Origin of the sequence: Agrobacterium sp. RC10-4-1 (assembly GCF_014138475.1) — a bacterium.
Lineage (GTDB): Bacteria > Pseudomonadota > Alphaproteobacteria > Rhizobiales > Rhizobiaceae > Agrobacterium > Agrobacterium pusense.
Window position 1 is genome coordinate 79,130 of the sequence record NZ_JACJIT010000004.1, and the last position, 17,481, is coordinate 96,610.

15 protein-coding genes are annotated in these 17,481 nt (G+C 59.0%); 14 read left to right on the forward strand and 1 reads right to left on the reverse strand.

The features are described 5' to 3' along the window. Positions 1-133 precede the first annotated feature (133 nt). From nuoG to FHW77_RS12110, 14 genes are all read left to right on the forward strand, one after another. Positions 134-2,215 (forward strand): NADH-quinone oxidoreductase subunit NuoG, encoded by a 2,082-nt coding sequence (gene nuoG, locus FHW77_RS12045; RefSeq protein ID WP_004441323.1) that lies wholly within the window; start codon positions 134-136, stop codon positions 2,213-2,215. Between the two features lie 12 nt (positions 2,216-2,227). Further along, positions 2,228-3,274: an NADH-quinone oxidoreductase subunit NuoH gene (gene nuoH / locus FHW77_RS12050; protein ID WP_004441324.1), complete on the forward strand. Its 1,047-nt coding sequence runs from the start codon at positions 2,228-2,230 to the stop codon at positions 3,272-3,274. Between the two features lie 36 nt (positions 3,275-3,310). Next, a complete protein-coding gene (gene nuoI / locus FHW77_RS12055) occupies positions 3,311-3,802 on the forward strand; it encodes an NADH-quinone oxidoreductase subunit NuoI (RefSeq protein WP_004441327.1) in 492 nt (163 codons plus the stop codon). Between the two features lie 136 nt (positions 3,803-3,938). Beyond that, the gene (locus FHW77_RS12060; protein ID WP_004441329.1) at positions 3,939-4,553 is read left to right on the forward strand and encodes an NADH-quinone oxidoreductase subunit J; all 615 of its coding nucleotides are present in this window, start codon (positions 3,939-3,941) and stop codon (positions 4,551-4,553) included. Between the two features lie 28 nt (positions 4,554-4,581). Then, on the forward strand, positions 4,582-4,890 hold the full coding sequence (nuoK, locus tag FHW77_RS12065; protein ID WP_003521516.1) for an NADH-quinone oxidoreductase subunit NuoK: 309 nt from the start codon (positions 4,582-4,584) through the stop codon (positions 4,888-4,890). A gap of 7 nt (positions 4,891-4,897) precedes the next feature. Continuing rightward, positions 4,898-6,895: an NADH-quinone oxidoreductase subunit L gene (gene nuoL, locus FHW77_RS12070; RefSeq protein ID WP_004441331.1), complete on the forward strand. Its 1,998-nt coding sequence runs from the start codon at positions 4,898-4,900 to the stop codon at positions 6,893-6,895. Continuing rightward, positions 6,895-8,406 (forward strand): NADH-quinone oxidoreductase subunit M, encoded by a 1,512-nt coding sequence (locus tag FHW77_RS12075; protein WP_004441333.1) that lies wholly within the window; start codon positions 6,895-6,897, stop codon positions 8,404-8,406. The genes nuoL and FHW77_RS12075 overlap by 1 nt, the downstream gene beginning before the upstream one ends. Positions 8,407-8,424: 18 nt before the next feature. Continuing rightward, entirely contained in the window at positions 8,425-9,867 is a 1,443-nt protein-coding gene (nuoN, locus tag FHW77_RS12080; protein ID WP_004441335.1) for an NADH-quinone oxidoreductase subunit NuoN, read from the forward strand. Positions 9,868-9,893: 26 nt separating this feature from the next. Further along, positions 9,894-10,634 (forward strand): biotin--[acetyl-CoA-carboxylase] ligase, encoded by a 741-nt coding sequence (locus FHW77_RS12085; RefSeq protein WP_004441337.1) that lies wholly within the window; start codon positions 9,894-9,896, stop codon positions 10,632-10,634. A 202-nt stretch (positions 10,635-10,836) separates the two neighbouring features. Next, positions 10,837-12,504, forward strand: a complete 1,668-nt coding sequence (locus FHW77_RS12090; RefSeq protein WP_004441339.1) for a ribonuclease J — start codon at positions 10,837-10,839, stop codon at positions 12,502-12,504. 131 nt (positions 12,505-12,635) lie between these two features. After that, positions 12,636-12,941: a DUF1467 family protein gene (locus FHW77_RS12095; RefSeq protein WP_006697998.1), complete on the forward strand. Its 306-nt coding sequence runs from the start codon at positions 12,636-12,638 to the stop codon at positions 12,939-12,941. A gap of 659 nt (positions 12,942-13,600) precedes the next feature. Next, complete coding sequence (gene proS / locus FHW77_RS12100; protein ID WP_004441342.1) at positions 13,601-14,923, forward strand: proline--tRNA ligase; 1,323 nt, start codon at positions 13,601-13,603, stop codon at positions 14,921-14,923. A 123-nt stretch (positions 14,924-15,046) separates the two neighbouring features. Next, positions 15,047-16,354 (forward strand): lipoprotein-releasing ABC transporter permease subunit, encoded by a 1,308-nt coding sequence (locus tag FHW77_RS12105; protein ID WP_004441343.1) that lies wholly within the window; start codon positions 15,047-15,049, stop codon positions 16,352-16,354. Positions 16,355-16,369: 15 nt separating this feature from the next. Next, positions 16,370-17,053: an ABC transporter ATP-binding protein gene (locus tag FHW77_RS12110; protein ID WP_004441345.1), complete on the forward strand. Its 684-nt coding sequence runs from the start codon at positions 16,370-16,372 to the stop codon at positions 17,051-17,053. Positions 17,054-17,171: 118 nt separating this feature from the next. Here the strand turns inward: FHW77_RS12110 and FHW77_RS12115 are convergent, their stop codons facing one another. Further along, entirely contained in the window at positions 17,172-17,474 is a 303-nt protein-coding gene (locus FHW77_RS12115; RefSeq protein ID WP_131258784.1) for a hypothetical protein, read from the reverse strand. Positions 17,475-17,481 lie beyond the last annotated feature (7 nt).

Genomic DNA, 17,481 nt, shown 5'->3' on the forward strand with positions numbered 1-17,481 from the left:
CGGAGCCGGAATTTCCGGCCTCGCGACACCATGAAGCGCCTGGCAGATGATTAAGAGTGCCGGGCGTGATTAAGGATTTGTTGCGGACCGTGTGAGACATGGGACGAACAGGCAACAGGACGTAAGTAGAACCATGGCAAAGCTCAAGGTTGACGGTAAAGAGATCGAGGTTCCGGATCATTTCACGCTGTTGCAGGCGTGCGAGGAGGCTGGCGCCGAAGTTCCGCGCTTTTGTTTTCATGAGCGCTTGTCGGTCGCGGGTAACTGCCGCATGTGTCTCATCGAGGTAAAGGGCGGACCGCCGAAGCCGGCCGCTTCCTGCGCCATGGGCGTGCGCGACGTTCGCGGCGGCCCGAACGGCGAATTGCCTGAGGTTTTCACCAACACGCCGATGGTCAAGAAGGCCCGCGAAGGCGTGATGGAGTTCCTGCTCATCAACCATCCGCTGGATTGCCCGATCTGCGACCAGGGCGGCGAATGCGACCTGCAGGACCAGGCCATGGCCTTCGGTATCGCCGGTTCGCGTTACGCGGAAAACAAGCGTGCGGTTGAAGACAAATATATCGGACCGCTCGTCAAGACGGTCATGAACCGCTGCATCCACTGCACGCGTTGCGTCCGTTTCACCACGGAAGTGGCTGGCATTGCCGAACTCGGCCTCATCGGCCGTGGCGAAGATGCCGAAATCACCACCTATCTCGAGCAGGCGATGACCTCGGAGCTGCAGGGCAACGTCGTTGACCTTTGCCCCGTCGGCGCGCTCACCTCCAAGCCTTTCGCCTTCACGGCCCGTCCGTGGGAACTGAACAAGACCGAAACCATCGACGTGATGGATGCGCTCGGTTCGGCCATCCGCGTCGATACCCGCGGCCGCGAAGTCATGCGTGTCATGCCGCGTGTCAACGAGGCCATCAACGAAGAGTGGATTTCCGACAAGAGCCGCTTCATCTGGGATGGCCTGAAGACTCAGCGCCTCGACCGGCCTTACGTCCGCAAGGATGGCCGCCTGCAGCCCGCAACCTGGGGCGAAGCCTTCGGTGCGATCAAGCAGGCTGTGGCTGCGACCTCAGGCAACAAGATCGGCGCGATTGCCGGCGATCTGTCGTCCGTCGAAGAAATGTTCGCGCTGAAGTCGCTTCTCGCTTCGCTCGGCTCGGCCAATGTTGATTGCCGCCAGGATGGCGCAGCGCTTGACCCGTCGCTCGGCCGCGCCAGCTACCTGTTCAATTCCACCATCGAAGGTATCGAACAGGCGGACGCCCTGCTGATCGTTGGCTCCAACCCGCGTTACGAAGCAGCTGTCCTCAACGCCCGCATCCGCAAGCGCTGGCGTCGCGGCGGTTTCCCGATCGGTGTGATCGGTGAAGCCGGTGAGCTGCGTTACAATTACGAATATCTCGGCTCGGGCGCTGAAACACTGTCCGATCTCGCCAATGGTTCGCACAGCTTCGTTGACAAGCTGAAGTCCGCCAAGAATCCGCTGATCATCATTGGTCAGGGCGCATTGTCCCGTGCTGATGGCGCTGCCGTTCTTGCCGCCGCTGCCAAGCTCGCCACCTCCGTCGGCGCTGTCACCGAAGAGTGGAATGGCTTCTCGGTCCTGCACACTGCCGCTGCCCGCGTGGGTGGTCTCGATATCGGCTTCGTGCCGGGTGAGGGCGGTGTTGCTGCAGCCGACATGGTCGCCTCGATGGATGTTCTCTTCCTGCTCGGCGCCGATGAACTCGACCTGTCGAACAAGGGTGCGAAGTTCACCGTCTATATTGGCAGCCATGGCGATCAGGGTGCAATGAACGCCGACGTCATCCTTCCGGGTGCGGCCTATACCGAGAAGTCCGGTATCTGGGTCAACACCGAAGGCCGCGTCCAGCTTGGCAACCGTGCCGGTTTCGCACCGGGCGAGGCCCGCGAAGACTGGGCGATCCTGCGTGCGCTGTCCGACGTCCTCGGCAAGAAGCTGCCGTTCGATTCGCTGTCCGCCCTGCGCGGCCAGCTCTACGTCGCGCATCCGCATCTGGCGGAAACCGACGAGATCGTTGCCGGCAAGGCTTCGGATATCGAGGCTCTGGCTGCTAAAACCGGCTCTCTCGTGAAGTCGGCGTTTGCTTCGCCGGTAAAAGACTTTTATTTGACGAACCCGATTGCGCGCGCCTCTGCCGTCATGGCCGAGTGCTCCGCATTGGCCCGCAACAATTTCCAGGCTGCGGCAGAGTAAGGGTAGGGGATTATGGAATCGTTTTTCTGGAGCTACGTCTGGCCCGCGCTGATCATGGTCGGCCAGTCCCTGCTGCTTCTCGTTTGCCTTCTGGTGGCCATCGCCTTCCTGCTGCTTGCTGACCGCAAGGTCTGGGCGGCCGTACAGCTGCGCCGTGGTCCGAACGTCGTTGGTCCCTTCGGTCTTTTCCAGTCCTTCGCTGACCTCTTGAAGTTCATCCTGAAGGAGCCCGTCATTCCGGCCGGCGCCAACAAGGCGGTCTTCCTGCTGGCGCCGCTGGTTGCCGTGACGCTGGCGCTCGCCACCTATGCCGTCATTCCCTTCAATGAAGGCTGGGTCGTCGCCAATATCAATGTCGGCATTCTCTACATCTTCGCGATCTCGTCGCTTGAAGTGTACGGCATCATCATGGGCGGCTGGGCTTCGAACTCGAAATATCCGTTCCTCGGCGCGCTGCGTTCGGCGGCACAGATGGTGTCCTACGAAGTCTCGATCGGTCTCGTCATCGTCACCGTTCTGCTTTGCGTTGGTTCGCTGAACCTCACTGATATCGTTCTGGCGCAGCGTACCGGCCTCGGCACCATGCTCGGCCTGCCGGCATCGTTCCTTGACTGGCACTGGCTGTCGCTGTTCCCGATGTTCATCGTGTTCTTCATTTCGGGTCTCGCCGAAACCAACCGTCCGCCCTTCGACCTTCCGGAAGCGGAATCGGAACTGGTTGCCGGTCACATGGTGGAATATGGCTCCACGCCGTACATGATGTTCATGCTCGGTGAATATGCTGCGATCGTTCTGATCTGCTGCCTGACGACCATCCTGTTCCTTGGCGGCTGGCTGCCGATCGTCGATGTATGGTTCCTGAACTGGGTGCCGGGCATCGTCTGGTTCGCCATCAAGGGCTGCATGGTCTTCTTCATGTTCGCTCTGGTGAAGGCCTTCGTTCCGCGTTACCGCTATGACCAGCTCATGCGCCTTGGCTGGAAGGTGTTCCTGCCGCTGTCGCTCGCCATGGTCGTTATTGTTGCATTCGTATTGAAGCTGACGGGGTGGGCCGGTTGATGTCTGAACTCCTCGCTCAAAGATCTGGAGACTGAGATGGCAAGCCTCTCCCAAGCCGTCAACTCGCTGTTCCTCAAGGAATTCGTCGGCGCGATCTTCCTGACCATGCGTCACTTCTTCAAGCAGAAGGCGACGATCAACTATCCTTTCGAGAAGGGTCCGGTCTCGCCCCGCTTCCGTGGTGAACACGCGCTGCGCCGTTATCCGAACGGTGAAGAACGCTGCATCGCCTGCAAGCTATGTGAAGCGATCTGTCCTGCTCAGGCGATCACCATCGAAGCCGGCCCGCGTCGCAACGACGGCACCCGCCGCACGGTGCGTTACGATATCGACATGGTGAAGTGCATCTATTGCGGCTTCTGCCAGGAAGCCTGCCCGGTGGACGCCATCGTCGAGGGCCCGAACTTCGAATTCGCGACGGAAACCCGCGAAGAGCTTTATTTCGACAAGCAGAAGCTTCTCGACAATGGCGACCGCTGGGAGCGTGAAATCGCGCGCAACCTCGCACTGGATGCACCTTACCGTTGAGGTGCAACCGTCTTTCCGGGGAGCAACCCCGGAGAGCGATGAAAAGTAAAATGCCTGCGCGGTTTTCGCCGGCGGGGACGAAACGGGCGAGGGGGCTTCCGGCCATTTCTCCCGATGAGGACAAGAAGGCACCAAAATGGGTCTGCACGCTGTATTCTTTTATATATTCGCTTTCGTCGCCGTGGCGTCTGCGTTCATGGTCATCGCATCGAAGAACCCTGTTCATTCGGTGCTGTTTCTGATCCTGACCTTCTTCAACGCAGCTGCGCTGTTCCTGCTGACGGGAGCCGAATTCCTCGGCATGATCCTGCTGGTGGTTTATGTCGGCGCCGTGGCGGTGCTCTTCCTGTTCGTCGTCATGATGCTGGATGTGGATTTCGCCGAGCTTCGCTCCGGCGTGCTGCAATATGCGCCTGTCGGCGCACTGATCGGCGTCATTCTTGCAGCTGAACTGATCGTCGTCGTGGGCGGCAGCGTGCTCAACCCGCAGGCGGCCAAGTCCATCACCATGCCGATCCCGCCGGTTGCCGAACGCACCAATACGGCCGCGCTCGGTGACGTGCTCTATACCAATTACGTCTACTTCTTCCAGCTCGCCGGCCTCGTGCTGCTGGTGGCCATGATCGGCGCCATCGTGCTGACGCTGCGTCATCGCACCGACATCAAGCGGCAGGACATTGCCACGCAGGTCGGCCGTGACCCCAAGACCGCGGTTACCACGGTCAAGGTCAAGCCGGGCCAGGGCATCTGAGGCGCGAACGGATCCAAGGAAACAGAATATGGAAATCGGTCTTTCCCACTACCTGACGGTCAGCGCGATCCTCTTCACGATCGGCGTCTTCGGCATCTTCCTCAACCGGAAGAACGTCATCGTCATCCTGATGTCGATCGAACTCATTTTGCTCGCGGTCAACATCAACATGGTGGCCTTCTCGGCATTCCTGAACGATATCGTCGGCCAGGTCTTCGCCCTGTTCATTCTGACCGTTGCAGCCGCTGAAGCGGCGATCGGTCTTGCAATACTCGTTGTCTTCTACCGCAACCGCGGATCGATCGCCGTGGAAGACGTCAATATGATGAAGGGCTGATAAGGCTATGATCTACAAGGCTATCGTCTTTCTTCCACTGATCGGCTTCCTGATTGCGGGCCTCTTTGGCCGCTCCATCGGCGCCAAGGCATCGGAATATGTCACCACCGGTCTGATGATCGTGGTTGCCATCCTGTCCTGGATCGTGTTCTTCAACGTCGCACTCGCCCATGGCGAGCCGGGCGAGGTGATCAAGGTCACTGTGCTGCGCTGGATCCAGTCGGGCGGTATCGACGTCGAATGGGCGTTCCGCATCGACACGCTGACGGCCGTCATGTTCGTCGTGGTCAACACCGTCTCGACGCTGGTGCACCTCTATTCGATCGGATACATGCACCACGATCCGCATCGTCCTCGCTTCTTCGCCTATCTCTCGCTTTTCACCTTCGCAATGCTGATGCTGGTGACTTCCGACAACCTGCTGCAGATGTTCTTCGGCTGGGAAGGCGTGGGTCTGGCGTCCTATCTGCTGATCGGCTTCTGGTTCAAGAAGCCGTCCGCATCGGCTGCCGCGATGAAGGCCTTCATCGTCAACCGCGTCGGTGACTTCGGCTTCATCCTCGGCATCTCCGGCGTCTTCGTGCTGTTCGGCTCGATCAACTTCGAAACCATCTTTGCTGCCGCCGGCACTTATCTGCCGGCTGAGGGCGCTGCCTCGACCGAAACCGTCATCAACCTGTTCGGCATGCAGCTGGACAAGGCCAATGCGATGACGGGCGTCTGCCTGCTGCTCTTCATGGGCGCCATGGGTAAATCGGCGCAGTTCCTGCTGCACACCTGGCTGCCTGACGCGATGGAAGGCCCGACCCCGGTTTCGGCCCTTATTCACGCCGCAACCATGGTCACCGCCGGCGTGTTCCTCGTCGCCCGCATGTCGCCGCTGTTTGAACTCTCGCATGATGCCTTGACCGTCGTGACGCTGATCGGCGCGATCACCGCCTTCTTCGCGGCGACCGTCGGTCTGGTGCAGAACGACATCAAGCGCGTTATCGCCTATTCGACCTGCTCGCAGCTCGGTTACATGTTCGTGGCGCTCGGCGTCGGCGCTTACGGCGCTGCCGTGTTCCACCTCTTCACGCACGCCTTCTTCAAGGCCCTGCTGTTCTTGTGCGCCGGCTCTGTTATCCATGCCGTCGATGGCGAGCAGGACATGCGTTACATGGGCGGTCTGCGCAAGCATATTCCCATCACCTTCTGGACCATGACCGTGGGCACGCTGGCGCTGACCGGCGTTGGTATCCCGGGAACGATGATCGGTTTTGCCGGCTTCTTCTCGAAGGACGTCATCATCGAATCCGCTTATGCCTCGCATTCGGTTCTGTCTGGTTTCGCCTTCACGCTGCTGGTCATCGCCGCGCTGTTCACCAGCTTCTATTCCTGGCGTCTGGCCTTCATGACCTTCTTCGGCAAGCCGCGTGCGTCTGCCGACGTCATGCACCATGTGCATGAATCGCCGATGGTCATGCTGATCCCGCTCTTCATCCTCACCGTTGGCGCGATCTTCGCCGGTGTTGCCTTCGAAGGTTACTTCTTCGGCCACGAATATGCCGAATTCTGGAAGGGCGCTCTCTTTACGCTCCCGGAAAACGAAATCCTTGAAGAGTTCCACCACGTTCCGCTGTGGGTGAAATGGAGCCCGTTCTTCGCCATGGCCCTTGGTTTCGTGACCGCCTGGTACATGTACATCAAGTCGCCTGAGACGCCGAAGCGTCTGGCCGAGACCCATCGTGGCCTCTACCAGTTCCTTCTCAACAAGTGGTATTTCGACGAACTCTATGACTTCCTCTTCGTTCGTTCCGCGAAGGCGCTCGGCCGCTTCCTGTGGAAGAAGGGCGACGTCGCCGTCATCGACCACTATGGACCCAACGGCATTGCAGCGCGTGTGGTTGACGTGACCAACCGCATGGTCCGCCTGCAATCCGGTTACCTCTATCATTATGCCTTTGCGATGCTGATCGGCATCGCGGCGCTTGTCACCTGGATGATGCTCGGGAGTGCCCTCTGATGACCGATTGGCCCATTCTTTCAACGGTCACCTTTCTGCCGCTCGTCGGCGTGGTGCTCCTGCTTCTGACGAATGAGAACGGCCCCTATGGTCGCCGCAACATTCTCAATGTCTCGCTGCTGACGACCGTTTTCACTTTTATCGTGTCGCTGTTCATCTGGATCGGTTTCGACAATTCGAACCCCGGCTTCCAGATGGTCGAGAAGCATGAATGGTTCGGCAACATCGCCGCCTATCATCTCGGCGTCGATGGCATCTCCATGCTCTTCGTTATCCTCACCACTTTCCTCATGCCTTTCTGCGTGCTGGCAAGCTGGGATTCGGTCGAGAAGCGCATCAAGGAATACATGATCGCCTTCCTGCTGCTGGAAGTTGTCATGATCGGCGTCTTCGTGGCGCTGGATACCGTTCTCTTCTACGTCTTCTTCGAAGCGACGCTGATCCCGATGTTCATCATCATCGGCGTGTGGGGCGGCAAGGATCGCGTTTACGCCTCCTACAAGTTCTTCCTCTACACGCTGCTTGGCTCGGTTCTGACCATGCTCGCGATCATGGCCATGTACTGGCAGGCCGGCACGACCGATATGACGGAATTGCTGAAATACGGCTTCCCGGCCGGCATGCAGACCTGGCTGTGGCTCGCCTGTTTTGCCGCCTTCTCGGTCAAGATGCCGATGTGGCCGGTGCACACCTGGCTGCCGGATGCCCACGTTCAGGCCCCGACCGCAGGTTCGGTCATTCTGGCTGGCGTCATGCTGAAGCTCGGCGGTTACGGTTTCATCCGCTTCTCGCTGTCGATGTTCCCGCTGGCGTCGGACTATTTCGCACCTTTCGTCTTTACGCTGTCGGTTCTCGCCATCATCTACACCTCGCTGGTGGCGATGATGCAGGACGACATCAAGAAGCTGATTGCCTACTCGTCTGTTGCCCACATGGGTTACGTCACGATGGGTATCTTCGCCGCCAACGTTCAGGGCGTGCAGGGCGCTATCTTCCAGATGCTGTCGCACGGTATCGTCTCGGGCGCGCTCTTCCTCTGCGTCGGCGTTGTTTACGACCGTCTGCATACCCGCGAAATCGCGGCGTATGGCGGTCTCGTCAACAACATGCCGAAATATGCGGTCGCCTTCATGATCTTCACCATGGCCAATGTCGGTCTGCCCGGCACATCAGGCTTCATCGGTGAATTCCTGACGCTGGTTGGTGTCTTCCGCGCCAACACGCTGGTTGCGCTGTTTGCCGCCACCGGTGTCATTCTCTCGGCCGCTTATGCGCTATGGCTTTATCGCCGCGTGATCTTCGGTGCGCTGGAGAAGGAAAGCCTGAAGAGCCTGCTCGATCTCTCGACCCGCGAAAAGGTCATCCTTTATCCGCTGGTTGTGCTGACCATCTTCTTCGGCGTCTATCCGGCTCCGGTGTTCGATGCGACAGCCGCATCGGTCGATCTTCTGGTAAACAACTATACGGCTGCATTGCAGGCGGCGCAAAATGTTGCGCTCACTATGAATTGACGACAGGACCCGTTGGACATGACCGCTGAAATCCTTTTTGCCAGTCTGCACATTGCGACGCCCGAGCTGATCCTCGCGATCGGCGCGCTGGCGCTGCTCATGATTGGCGTCTTCTCGGGCGACAAGTCGACAACGACGGTCACCGGCCTTGCCGTTGCCCTCCTGCTCGTCGTCGGTCTCTGGATCATCTTTGCCCCCGCATCGGGTGTGGCTTTCGGCGGTGTCTACATCGCCGATGCCTTCGGTAATTTCATGAAGGTGCTGGCGCTGGTCGGCTCCATCACCGCCATGATCCTGGCCGTTGGCCAGGGCCGCTTCGAACCGATCGGCCGTTTCGAATATCCGGTGCTGCTGGTTCTCGCGACGCTCGGCATCCTGCTGATGATCTCGGCCAATAACCTGATCTCGCTCTACATGGCGCTGGAACTGCAGTCGCTGGCGCTTTATGTCGTCTGCGCCATCAACCGCGAGAGCCTGCGTTCCACGGAAGCGGGCCTGAAATACTTCGTTCTCGGTGCGCTCTCTTCCGGCATGCTGCTTTACGGCATGTCGCTGGTCTACGGCTTCACCGGCAATACCGGCTTTACCGAAATCGCCCAGGTTCTGGCCTCGGAAACCCGTTCGCTCGGTCTCGTTTTCGGTCTGGTCTTCGTGCTGGCCGGTCTGGCATTCAAGATTTCCGCCGTTCCGTTCCACATGTGGACGCCGGACGTTTATGAAGGCGCGCCGACCCCGGTTACGGCCTTCCTCTCGGCCGCACCGAAGATCGGCGCCATGGCGATCCTCGTCCGCATCGTCATCGAGGCCTTCCAGCCGGTCTTTGCCGACTGGCAGCAGATCGTCGTCTTCATCTCCATCGCGTCCATGCTGCTCGGTTCCTTCGCCGCAATCGGCCAGAAGAACATCAAGCGCCTGATGGCCTATTCCTCCATCGGTCACATGGGTTATGCGCTGGTCGGCCTTGCTGCTGGCACGCAGGCTGGTGTTGCTGGCGTTATCCTTTATATGGCCGTCTACATGGTCATGACGCTTGGCACCTTCGCCTGCATCCTCGCCATGCGCCGCAAGGAAATCGGCAATGTCGAGAATGTCGAAGATCTCGCCGGTCTTTCGTCTTCCAATCCCTTCATGGCGGTTGTGCTGACGATCCTGATGTTCTCGCTTGCCGGCATTCCGCCGCTCGCCGGCTTCTTCGGCAAGTACTACGTGTTCCTGGCCGCCATCGAAGCGAAGCTTTATCCGCTCGCCATTATCGGTGTGATCGGCTCGGTTGTCGGCGCCTATTATTACATTCGCGTCGTCAAGGTCATGTGGTTTGATGAAGCCAAGGACAAGTTCGAGCGTCCGTCGGGTGAACTCAAAGTGGTTTATGCGCTGTCGGCCTTCTTCACCGTCGCCTTCATTGTCTTCGGCGGTGCACTTGGCAACGCGGTCACTGCTGCGGCGAAGACCTTCTTTTGAGCAGTACACGAAGGAATACGGGCCGGATGTCCATCGACGATATCAGGCACGAGGCGATGGCGGAAACGCCATCGACCAATCTGGAATGTTTCGCCCGGGCACGGGCGGGTGATGGCGGCAACCTGTGGGTTACCGCCATCCGCCAGACCGGCGGCCGGGGCCGCCGTGGGCGGCCCTGGGTGTCGGAGCCCGGCAATCTCTACGCTTCCCTTCTTCTGATCGATCCTGCGCCGATGGAGCGCATCGGCTCGCTGCCGCTCGCTTTTGCGCTCGCGGTCTATCGCGCCATTCGCGCGGTTTTGCCGCCGGGCGGTGAGGCGCTTGAAATCAAATGGCCAAATGACGTGCTGATCGGCCGCCGCAAGACCTGCGGCATTCTGATGGAAGCCGAGCTTTTGCCTGACGGCCGGCGCGCCATCGTCATCGGCATTGGTATCAATATCGCCCATAAACCTGATAATCCGCTTTATCCCGTTACGATGCTGTCGGAACATGGTGCGTCTTGCTCGCCCGAGGAACTGTTTGCCCATCTCTTCCGTGAAACGGCCGAGGTTCTGCGCGAATGGGATGAGGGCAGGGGCGTATCCGCCATCATCGCCAGCTGGCGGGCAGCGGCCTGCGGCATTGGCGAACATATCACCGTCAATTTCCCGGATCGTTCGATCGGCGGGCGTTTTGTCGGAATTGATGATAATGGTTATCTGCTGCTGGATGAGGACGAGGGCGCAAGACGCTCCATTGCCGCTGGCGATGTGTTTTTCGGATGAGGTGCACGGTGCGGGTAAAAAACCCGCGCCGAACCGGATCCCATAGGTTGGAGCTTTCCTGCAGCTCATGAAATGCAGGGTGACAAACCGGCTCCGCATCGGCCCGGTCGATCAGATGGTTCAACAGGTCCGATGCTGATAGCAGCGGCATGGCGCGGCGTGATGCCGTCCTGCGCGCTTTTTTGAATGGATAAGAAAAACAATGGCTCAACAGGACGAACTGGTTTTTGTGCCGCTTGGCGGCGTGGGTGAAATTGGCATGAATCTGGCGCTTTACGGCTACGGGCCGGCGAGCAAGCGCGAATGGATCATGGTGGATTGCGGCGTGACCTTTGCCGGTCTCGATCTGCCTGGTGTCGATCTCGTGCTGCCCGATATCAGCTATATCGAGGCGCAGAAAAAGAACCTCAAGGGCATCATCATCACCCACGCGCATGAGGACCACTATGGTGCGCTGAACGATCTCTGGCCCGGCCTCAACGTGCCGGTCTACGCCTCGGCGTTCACCGCTGGCATGCTGGAGGCAAAGCGCGCTTATGAGGGTAGCCGCGCGGAAATTCCGATCACGCCGTTCAAGGCGGGTGACCGCATCAATGTTGGCCCCTTCGAAATCGAAGCGGTTGGCGTCAATCACTCCATTCCCGAGCCGATGTCGCTGGTCATCCGCACACCGCTCGGTAATGTCATCCATACCGGTGACTGGAAGATCGATGAGGCGCCTTCACTTGGGCCGTTGACGGATGAGGCCCGCTTCCGCGCCATCGGTGAAGAGGGCGTGCTGGCGCTGATGTGCGACAGCACGAACTCCGTGCGTGATGGTGTATCGCCTTCCGAGCATGAGGTTTCAGAAGGTCTGCGCCAGATCATCGAAAATGCCGAAGGCCGCGTGGCCGTTACCACCTTCTCCTCCAATGTCGGGCGTATCCGCTCGATCGCGCAGGCGGCTGAGGCTGCCGGTCGTGAAGTGCTGCTGCTCGGCTCGTCGCTGAAGCGTGTCGTCAACGTGTCGCAGGACCTCGGCATTATGGAAGGCATCAAGCCGTTCCTCGCTGAAGATGAATTCGGTTATATTCCGCGTGATCGTGTGGTGCTGATCCTGACGGGTTCGCAGGGGGAACCGCGCGCAGCACTCGCCAAGCTTTCCCGTGATGAGATGCGTAATGTGGCGCTCGCCTCCGGCGATACGGTCGTCTTTTCGTCACGCGCCATCCCCGGCAACGAAAAGGCGATCATCGATATCAAGAACGGCCTGATCGAACAGGGCGTCCACATCGTCACCGACAATGAGGCGCTCGTTCACGTCTCCGGCCATCCGCGCCGTAACGAGCTTCTGAAGATGTATGAATGGACGAAGCCGCAGATCGTCGTGCCCGTGCACGGCGAAGCGGCGCATCTGGTGGCGCAGAAGGAACTGGCCGAACAGGCCGGCATTTCGCAGGTGCCGAAGGTGCGCAACGGCAACGTTCTGCGCCTCGCACCCGGCCCGGCGGAAGTGATCGATGACGTGCCGCATGGCCGCGTCTTCAAGGACGGCAATCTCGTCGGTGACATGGACGAGATGGGCATCAGCAATCGCCGCAAGCTCTCCTTCGCCGGCCACGTCGCCGTCAATGTCGTGCTGGACAGCCGTTACGACTTCCTCGGCGATCCCGATGTCGTGCCTTTCGGCCTGCCGGAATTCGATGATGAGGATGAGGCGATGGAGGACACGCTTTATGACGCCGTGCTCGGCGCCGTCGAGAGCATTCCGCGCGCCCGCCGCAAGGATCTGGAACTGCTGCGTGAAGCCGTGCGCCGCGCCGTACGCGCCGCCGCCAACCAGAGTTGGGGCAAGAAGCCGATCGTGACGGTTTTTGTAACCAAGGTCTGAGCCGGCCGTCCGGCCGATTGGCCGGCCTCCCTGTCTCTTCCTCGCTGATTTCTGAGCCGCGCCCCAAAGCGCGGCTCTTCTCTTTTTCTTTTAGTATTTCTTGCGGAGAAGTGATTCCGATCTGCGGATGAATGCGTTACAAGAAGCCCATTGCGCAGGAGGATCACATGCCGCTTCTTTCGGCCTTCGCCGTTTATTTCATCGTCTGGTGGACGGTGCTTTTCATCGTGTTGCCGATTGGCCTGCGCACCCAGGATGAAGACGGAGATGTGGCACTGGGCACGGTCGCCAGCGCACCCTCCCGCTTCAAGGGCGGGCGGATCGTTTTGTGGACGACCCTGATCTCGGCTTTGATCTGTGGCCTATGGTATGGCGGAACCTGGTGGTTCGGTGTCAGCCTTGATGATCTGCCGAGAATTATTCCCGTTTTCGACTAAAGACAGCGGGGCGGTATCCGCCCCAGTCGCGTCTTGACGGGTCGGCCCGAGAACGAACCCCGGAACTGCCTAAGCATCGGGCAGTCTGCCATCAATCCGGCCAAACACTGTCATATGGATGTCATATCTATCGTGCAAACAGCAGGAGCTTGCTGATCTCGATTCATCGCGGAGCTCTGCGGAATGACGAAGCGAGCGGGGCAATTTGCCAGGGCAAAAAAAAACAAGGCCTTTCAGCCTTGTTTTCCAGTTTTCGCGTGATCTGTAACCGTTACCGGGGCTGCGAACGAGCGCGCCTAAGATCTGATCCTCCCAAGACTGACCGCGAAAATGACAAGAATTTAAACTTCCTGCCTCTTTTGTAAGCTAAAGCTAGCTCAAACCCCCAGCCTTGTCATCTCATTTTTTGCATATTTGTTACAGTCGGCAAAAAATTCCCTGTGGTGCATTTTGTCGCACCCGATCAAGAATAATATTTCGGCCAAAGCGTTTTGGCGCGAATTAGCTATCGCGAAAATACAACGAAATGCCCATTAAACGCTCTTTTCATGGCGGGTTTTCATCCGCCCCGGAAACGGCTATATCCGGCGCCAATATCCCTCTATTCGGGGCGATTCCCGCAGCTTCGCGCGCTATCGTCCGCATCAATGGAAGCCGTCATGCGTCTCAGCCGTTATTTCATGCCCATCCTGAAGGAAAACCCCAAGGAAGCGGAAATCGTTTCTCACCGTCTCATGCTGCGCGCCGGCATGATCCGGCAGCAGTCGGCTGGCATTTATTCCTGGCTGCCGCTGGGCAAGCGTGTGCTGGACAAGGTCAACAAGATTATCCGCGAGGAGCAGAACCGCTCCGGCGCCATCGAGCTTCTGATGCCGACCCTGCAGTCCGCGGAACTCTGGCAGGAAAGCGGCCGTTACGACGACTACGGCAAGGAGATGCTGCGCATCAAGGACCGCCAGGATCGTCAGATGCTCTACGGCCCCACCAATGAGGAGATGATCACCGACATCTTCCGTTCCTATGTGAAGTCCTACAAGAACCTGCCGCTGAACCTCTATCATATCCAGCTGAAGTTCCGCGACGAGGTGCGTCCGCGCTTCGGCACCATGCGCTCGCGCGAATTCTTGATGAAGGACGCTTATTCCTTTGACCTTACGAAGGAAGACGCGATTCATTCCTACAACAAGATGTTCGTGGCGTACCTGCGCACATTCGAACGGCTTGGTCTGCGCGCCATTCCCATGCGCGCCGATACCGGCCCGATCGGCGGCAATCACAGCCATGAATTCATCATTCTGGCCGACACCGGTGAATCCGAAGTCTTCTGCCACAAGAGCTTCCTGGATCGCGCCATTCCCGCTGAAAGCACCGATTTCGACGATGTTGCAGCGTTGCAGGGCGTGTTCGACGAATGGACGGCTGATTACGCCGCCACCTCTGAAATGCACGACGAAGCCGCCTATGACGCCATTCCCGAGGGCGAGCGCCTTTCGGCACGCGGCATCGAAGTCGGCCACATCTTCTATTTCGGCACCAAATATTCCGAACCGATGGGCGCGAAAGTGCAGGGCAAGGATGGCAAGGAACATCCTGTCCACATGGGTTCCTATGGCATCGGCCCGACACGCCTTGTTCCCGCCATCATTGAAGCATCGCATGACGAGAACGGAATCATCTGGCCGGCTTCGGTCGCTCCTTTCGACGTCGTGATCATCAACATGAAGGCTGGAGACGCGGCCTGCGATGCTGCTTGCGAAAAGCTGTATTATTCGCTCTCCAACGCCGGCAAGGATGTTCTCTACGACGATACGGACGACCGTGCAGGCCAGAAATTCGCCACTGCCGATCTAATTGGCGTGCCGCTGCAGATCATCGTCGGCCCACGTTCGGTCGCGAATGGCGAAGTCGAAGTCAAGGATCGCAAGACCGGCGAACGGGAAACCGTGACGATCGAGGCGGCGATGAACAGGGTGCTCGGTTAAGCGCGAGCGGAATTGGGGCGGCTTCACCCGAAGTCCACTCTCGTTTCGTGGCGTGGATGCCGCAGAAATTTGGGCCGGTTTTCGGAAAAGACCGGCCTTGCAGTTTGAGATCAGGGAGACGACATGGCACAAGCCGAAGCTGAAAAGGGTGCGGCTGTTTCCGCCGGGGCAAAGACCGCCCGGCCGTTTTCCGCTTTTGAACGTATGGTGGCCTGGCGTTACCTGCGCTCACGGCGCAAGGAAGCCTTCATTTCCGTCATTGCCGGTTTTTCCTTTGTCGGAATCATGCTGGGCGTAGCGACGCTCATCATCGTCATGGCCGTCATGAACGGTTTCCGCACGGAACTGATCTCCCGCATTCTTGGCATCAACGGCCACATGATCGTTAATGCGATCGACCAGCCCTTGAATAATTACGATGAACTGGCGAAGAAGTTCGCCGCCGTCCCCGGCGTTACCATGGCCTTGCCGCTGGTGGAAGGCCAGACGCTTGCCTCCGGCCGCGGTGGCGCGGGGTCCGGCGCGCTGGTGCGCGGCGTGCGCCAGGAAGACATCGACAAGGTCAAGGAAGTAGCGACCAACATCAAGACCGGCGATCTCGTTGGCTTTATGGCCGGAGACGGCGTCCTCGTCGGTTCCAGGCTCGCATCGCAACTGGGTGTAACGGCTGGTGACGATATCACTCTCATATCACCGGAAGGTGATGTGACGCCGATGGGTGTCAATCCCCGCGTGAAATCCTACAAGATTTCCGGTGTCTTTGAGATCGGCATGTCCGAATATGACGCCTCTATGATCTACATGCCGCTCTCCGAGGCGCAGCTCTATTTCAATACGGAAGGGCGTGTCGGGTCCATTGAGCTTTATGTCAACCGCCCGGACGACGTCGATGGCATCCGCCCGCTGGTGGAGCAGGCGGCGGAACGGCAGATCTACATCGTCGACTGGCGGCAGCGGAACCAGACCTTCTTTTCCGCCCTGCAGGTGGAGCGGAACGTGATGTTCATGATCCTGACCCTCATCGTTCTTGTGGCGGCGCTCAACATCATTTCCGGCCTGATCATGCTGGTAAAGGACAAGGGCAGCGATATCGCCATTCTGCGCACCATGGGCGCAAGCTCAGGTGCCGTCATGCGCATCTTTTTCATGACCGGCGCGGCGATCGGCACGGTCGGCACCTTCGCTGGCGTGGCGCTTGGCGTCATCGTCTGCCTCAATGTCGAATCCATCCGCCAGTTCTTCTCCTGGATATCAGGAACGGTGCTGTTTGATCCGCAGCTCTATTTCCTCAGCCAGCTTCCGGCCGAAATGGATGTTGGTGAAACCATCACCGTCGTCATCATGGCCCTGACGCTCTCTTTCCTGGCAACGATCTTCCCGGCCTGGCGTGCTTCCAAGCTCGATCCGGTGCAGGCCCTGCGTTACGAATAAGGACCGCTTCGCAATATGGCAAAAAAAACAGTGCTGCGGCTTACCGGCGTCGAGAGAACCTATGGTCAGGGCGAGACGTCGCTTTCTATTCTGCGCAAGGCGGATTTCCAGTTGAAGAGCGGTGAGATGGTGGCGCTGGTCGCCCCCTCCGGTACCGGCAAATCCACCCTGTTGCATCTCGCCGGGCTTCTCGAACATCCAGACGCCGGCGAAGTCTATATCAACGACGCGCCCTGCAACGGCCTGCCGGATGAGACGCGCACGGCGATCCGCCGCAGCGACATAGGCTTCGTTTATCAGTTCCACCATCTGCTACCCGAGTTTTCGGCAGTTGAGAACGTGATGATGCCGCAGCTCATCGCCGGCCTGTCACAGGCGGAGGCGCGTAAACGCGCGAGCGCGCTTCTGGATTACATGCGGGTGGGGCATCGTGGCGAACACCGTCCGGCCGAGCTCTCCGGGGGTGAACAGCAGCGCGTCGCCATTGCCCGCGCCGTCGCCAATGCACCGCTCCTGCTGCTGGCGGACGAGCCGACTGGCAATCTCGATCCGGAGACCGCCTCTTATGTCTTCGACGCACTGGAGGCGCTGGTTCGCCAGTCCGGCCTCGCAGCGCTGATCGCGACGCATAACCACGAGCTCGCCGGCCGGATGGATCGCCGCGTAACGCTCGCCGAGGGCAAGATCGTCGATTTTTGACCTGACCGAGCCTGTCCCGCCATCCACCGACCCCGAACGGCGAGCAAGGCGAGGGATCGGATGCGCCCTTGACGGAGGCTAGCCGCTTGGCTGCCGCGAGCAAGGATTTTTCCAAGTTTCATTTTTTGAACCCGGAGGATTTTTCTTCCGGGTTTTTCGCTTTGGAGTCAGCGGCTTGCGGTTTTGGAAGCGGGAACCGAAAGCGATTCTGCCACGTTGGCAAGGAGAACATCAGCAGAACCCTGTTGACAATCGAACGAAATAAGAACAAAGTTGGAACATAACGAGTAAGGAGAGACCAATGACTGATTTCATCCGTGACGTTGCCGCTTTCACCTCCATTGCTGTCTTCGTTGCCAGCTTTTCGGTAATCCTCACCGCGCTGTGAAGAAGATACCGGCGCAGAAGCCTGTATGGACATCGCAAAG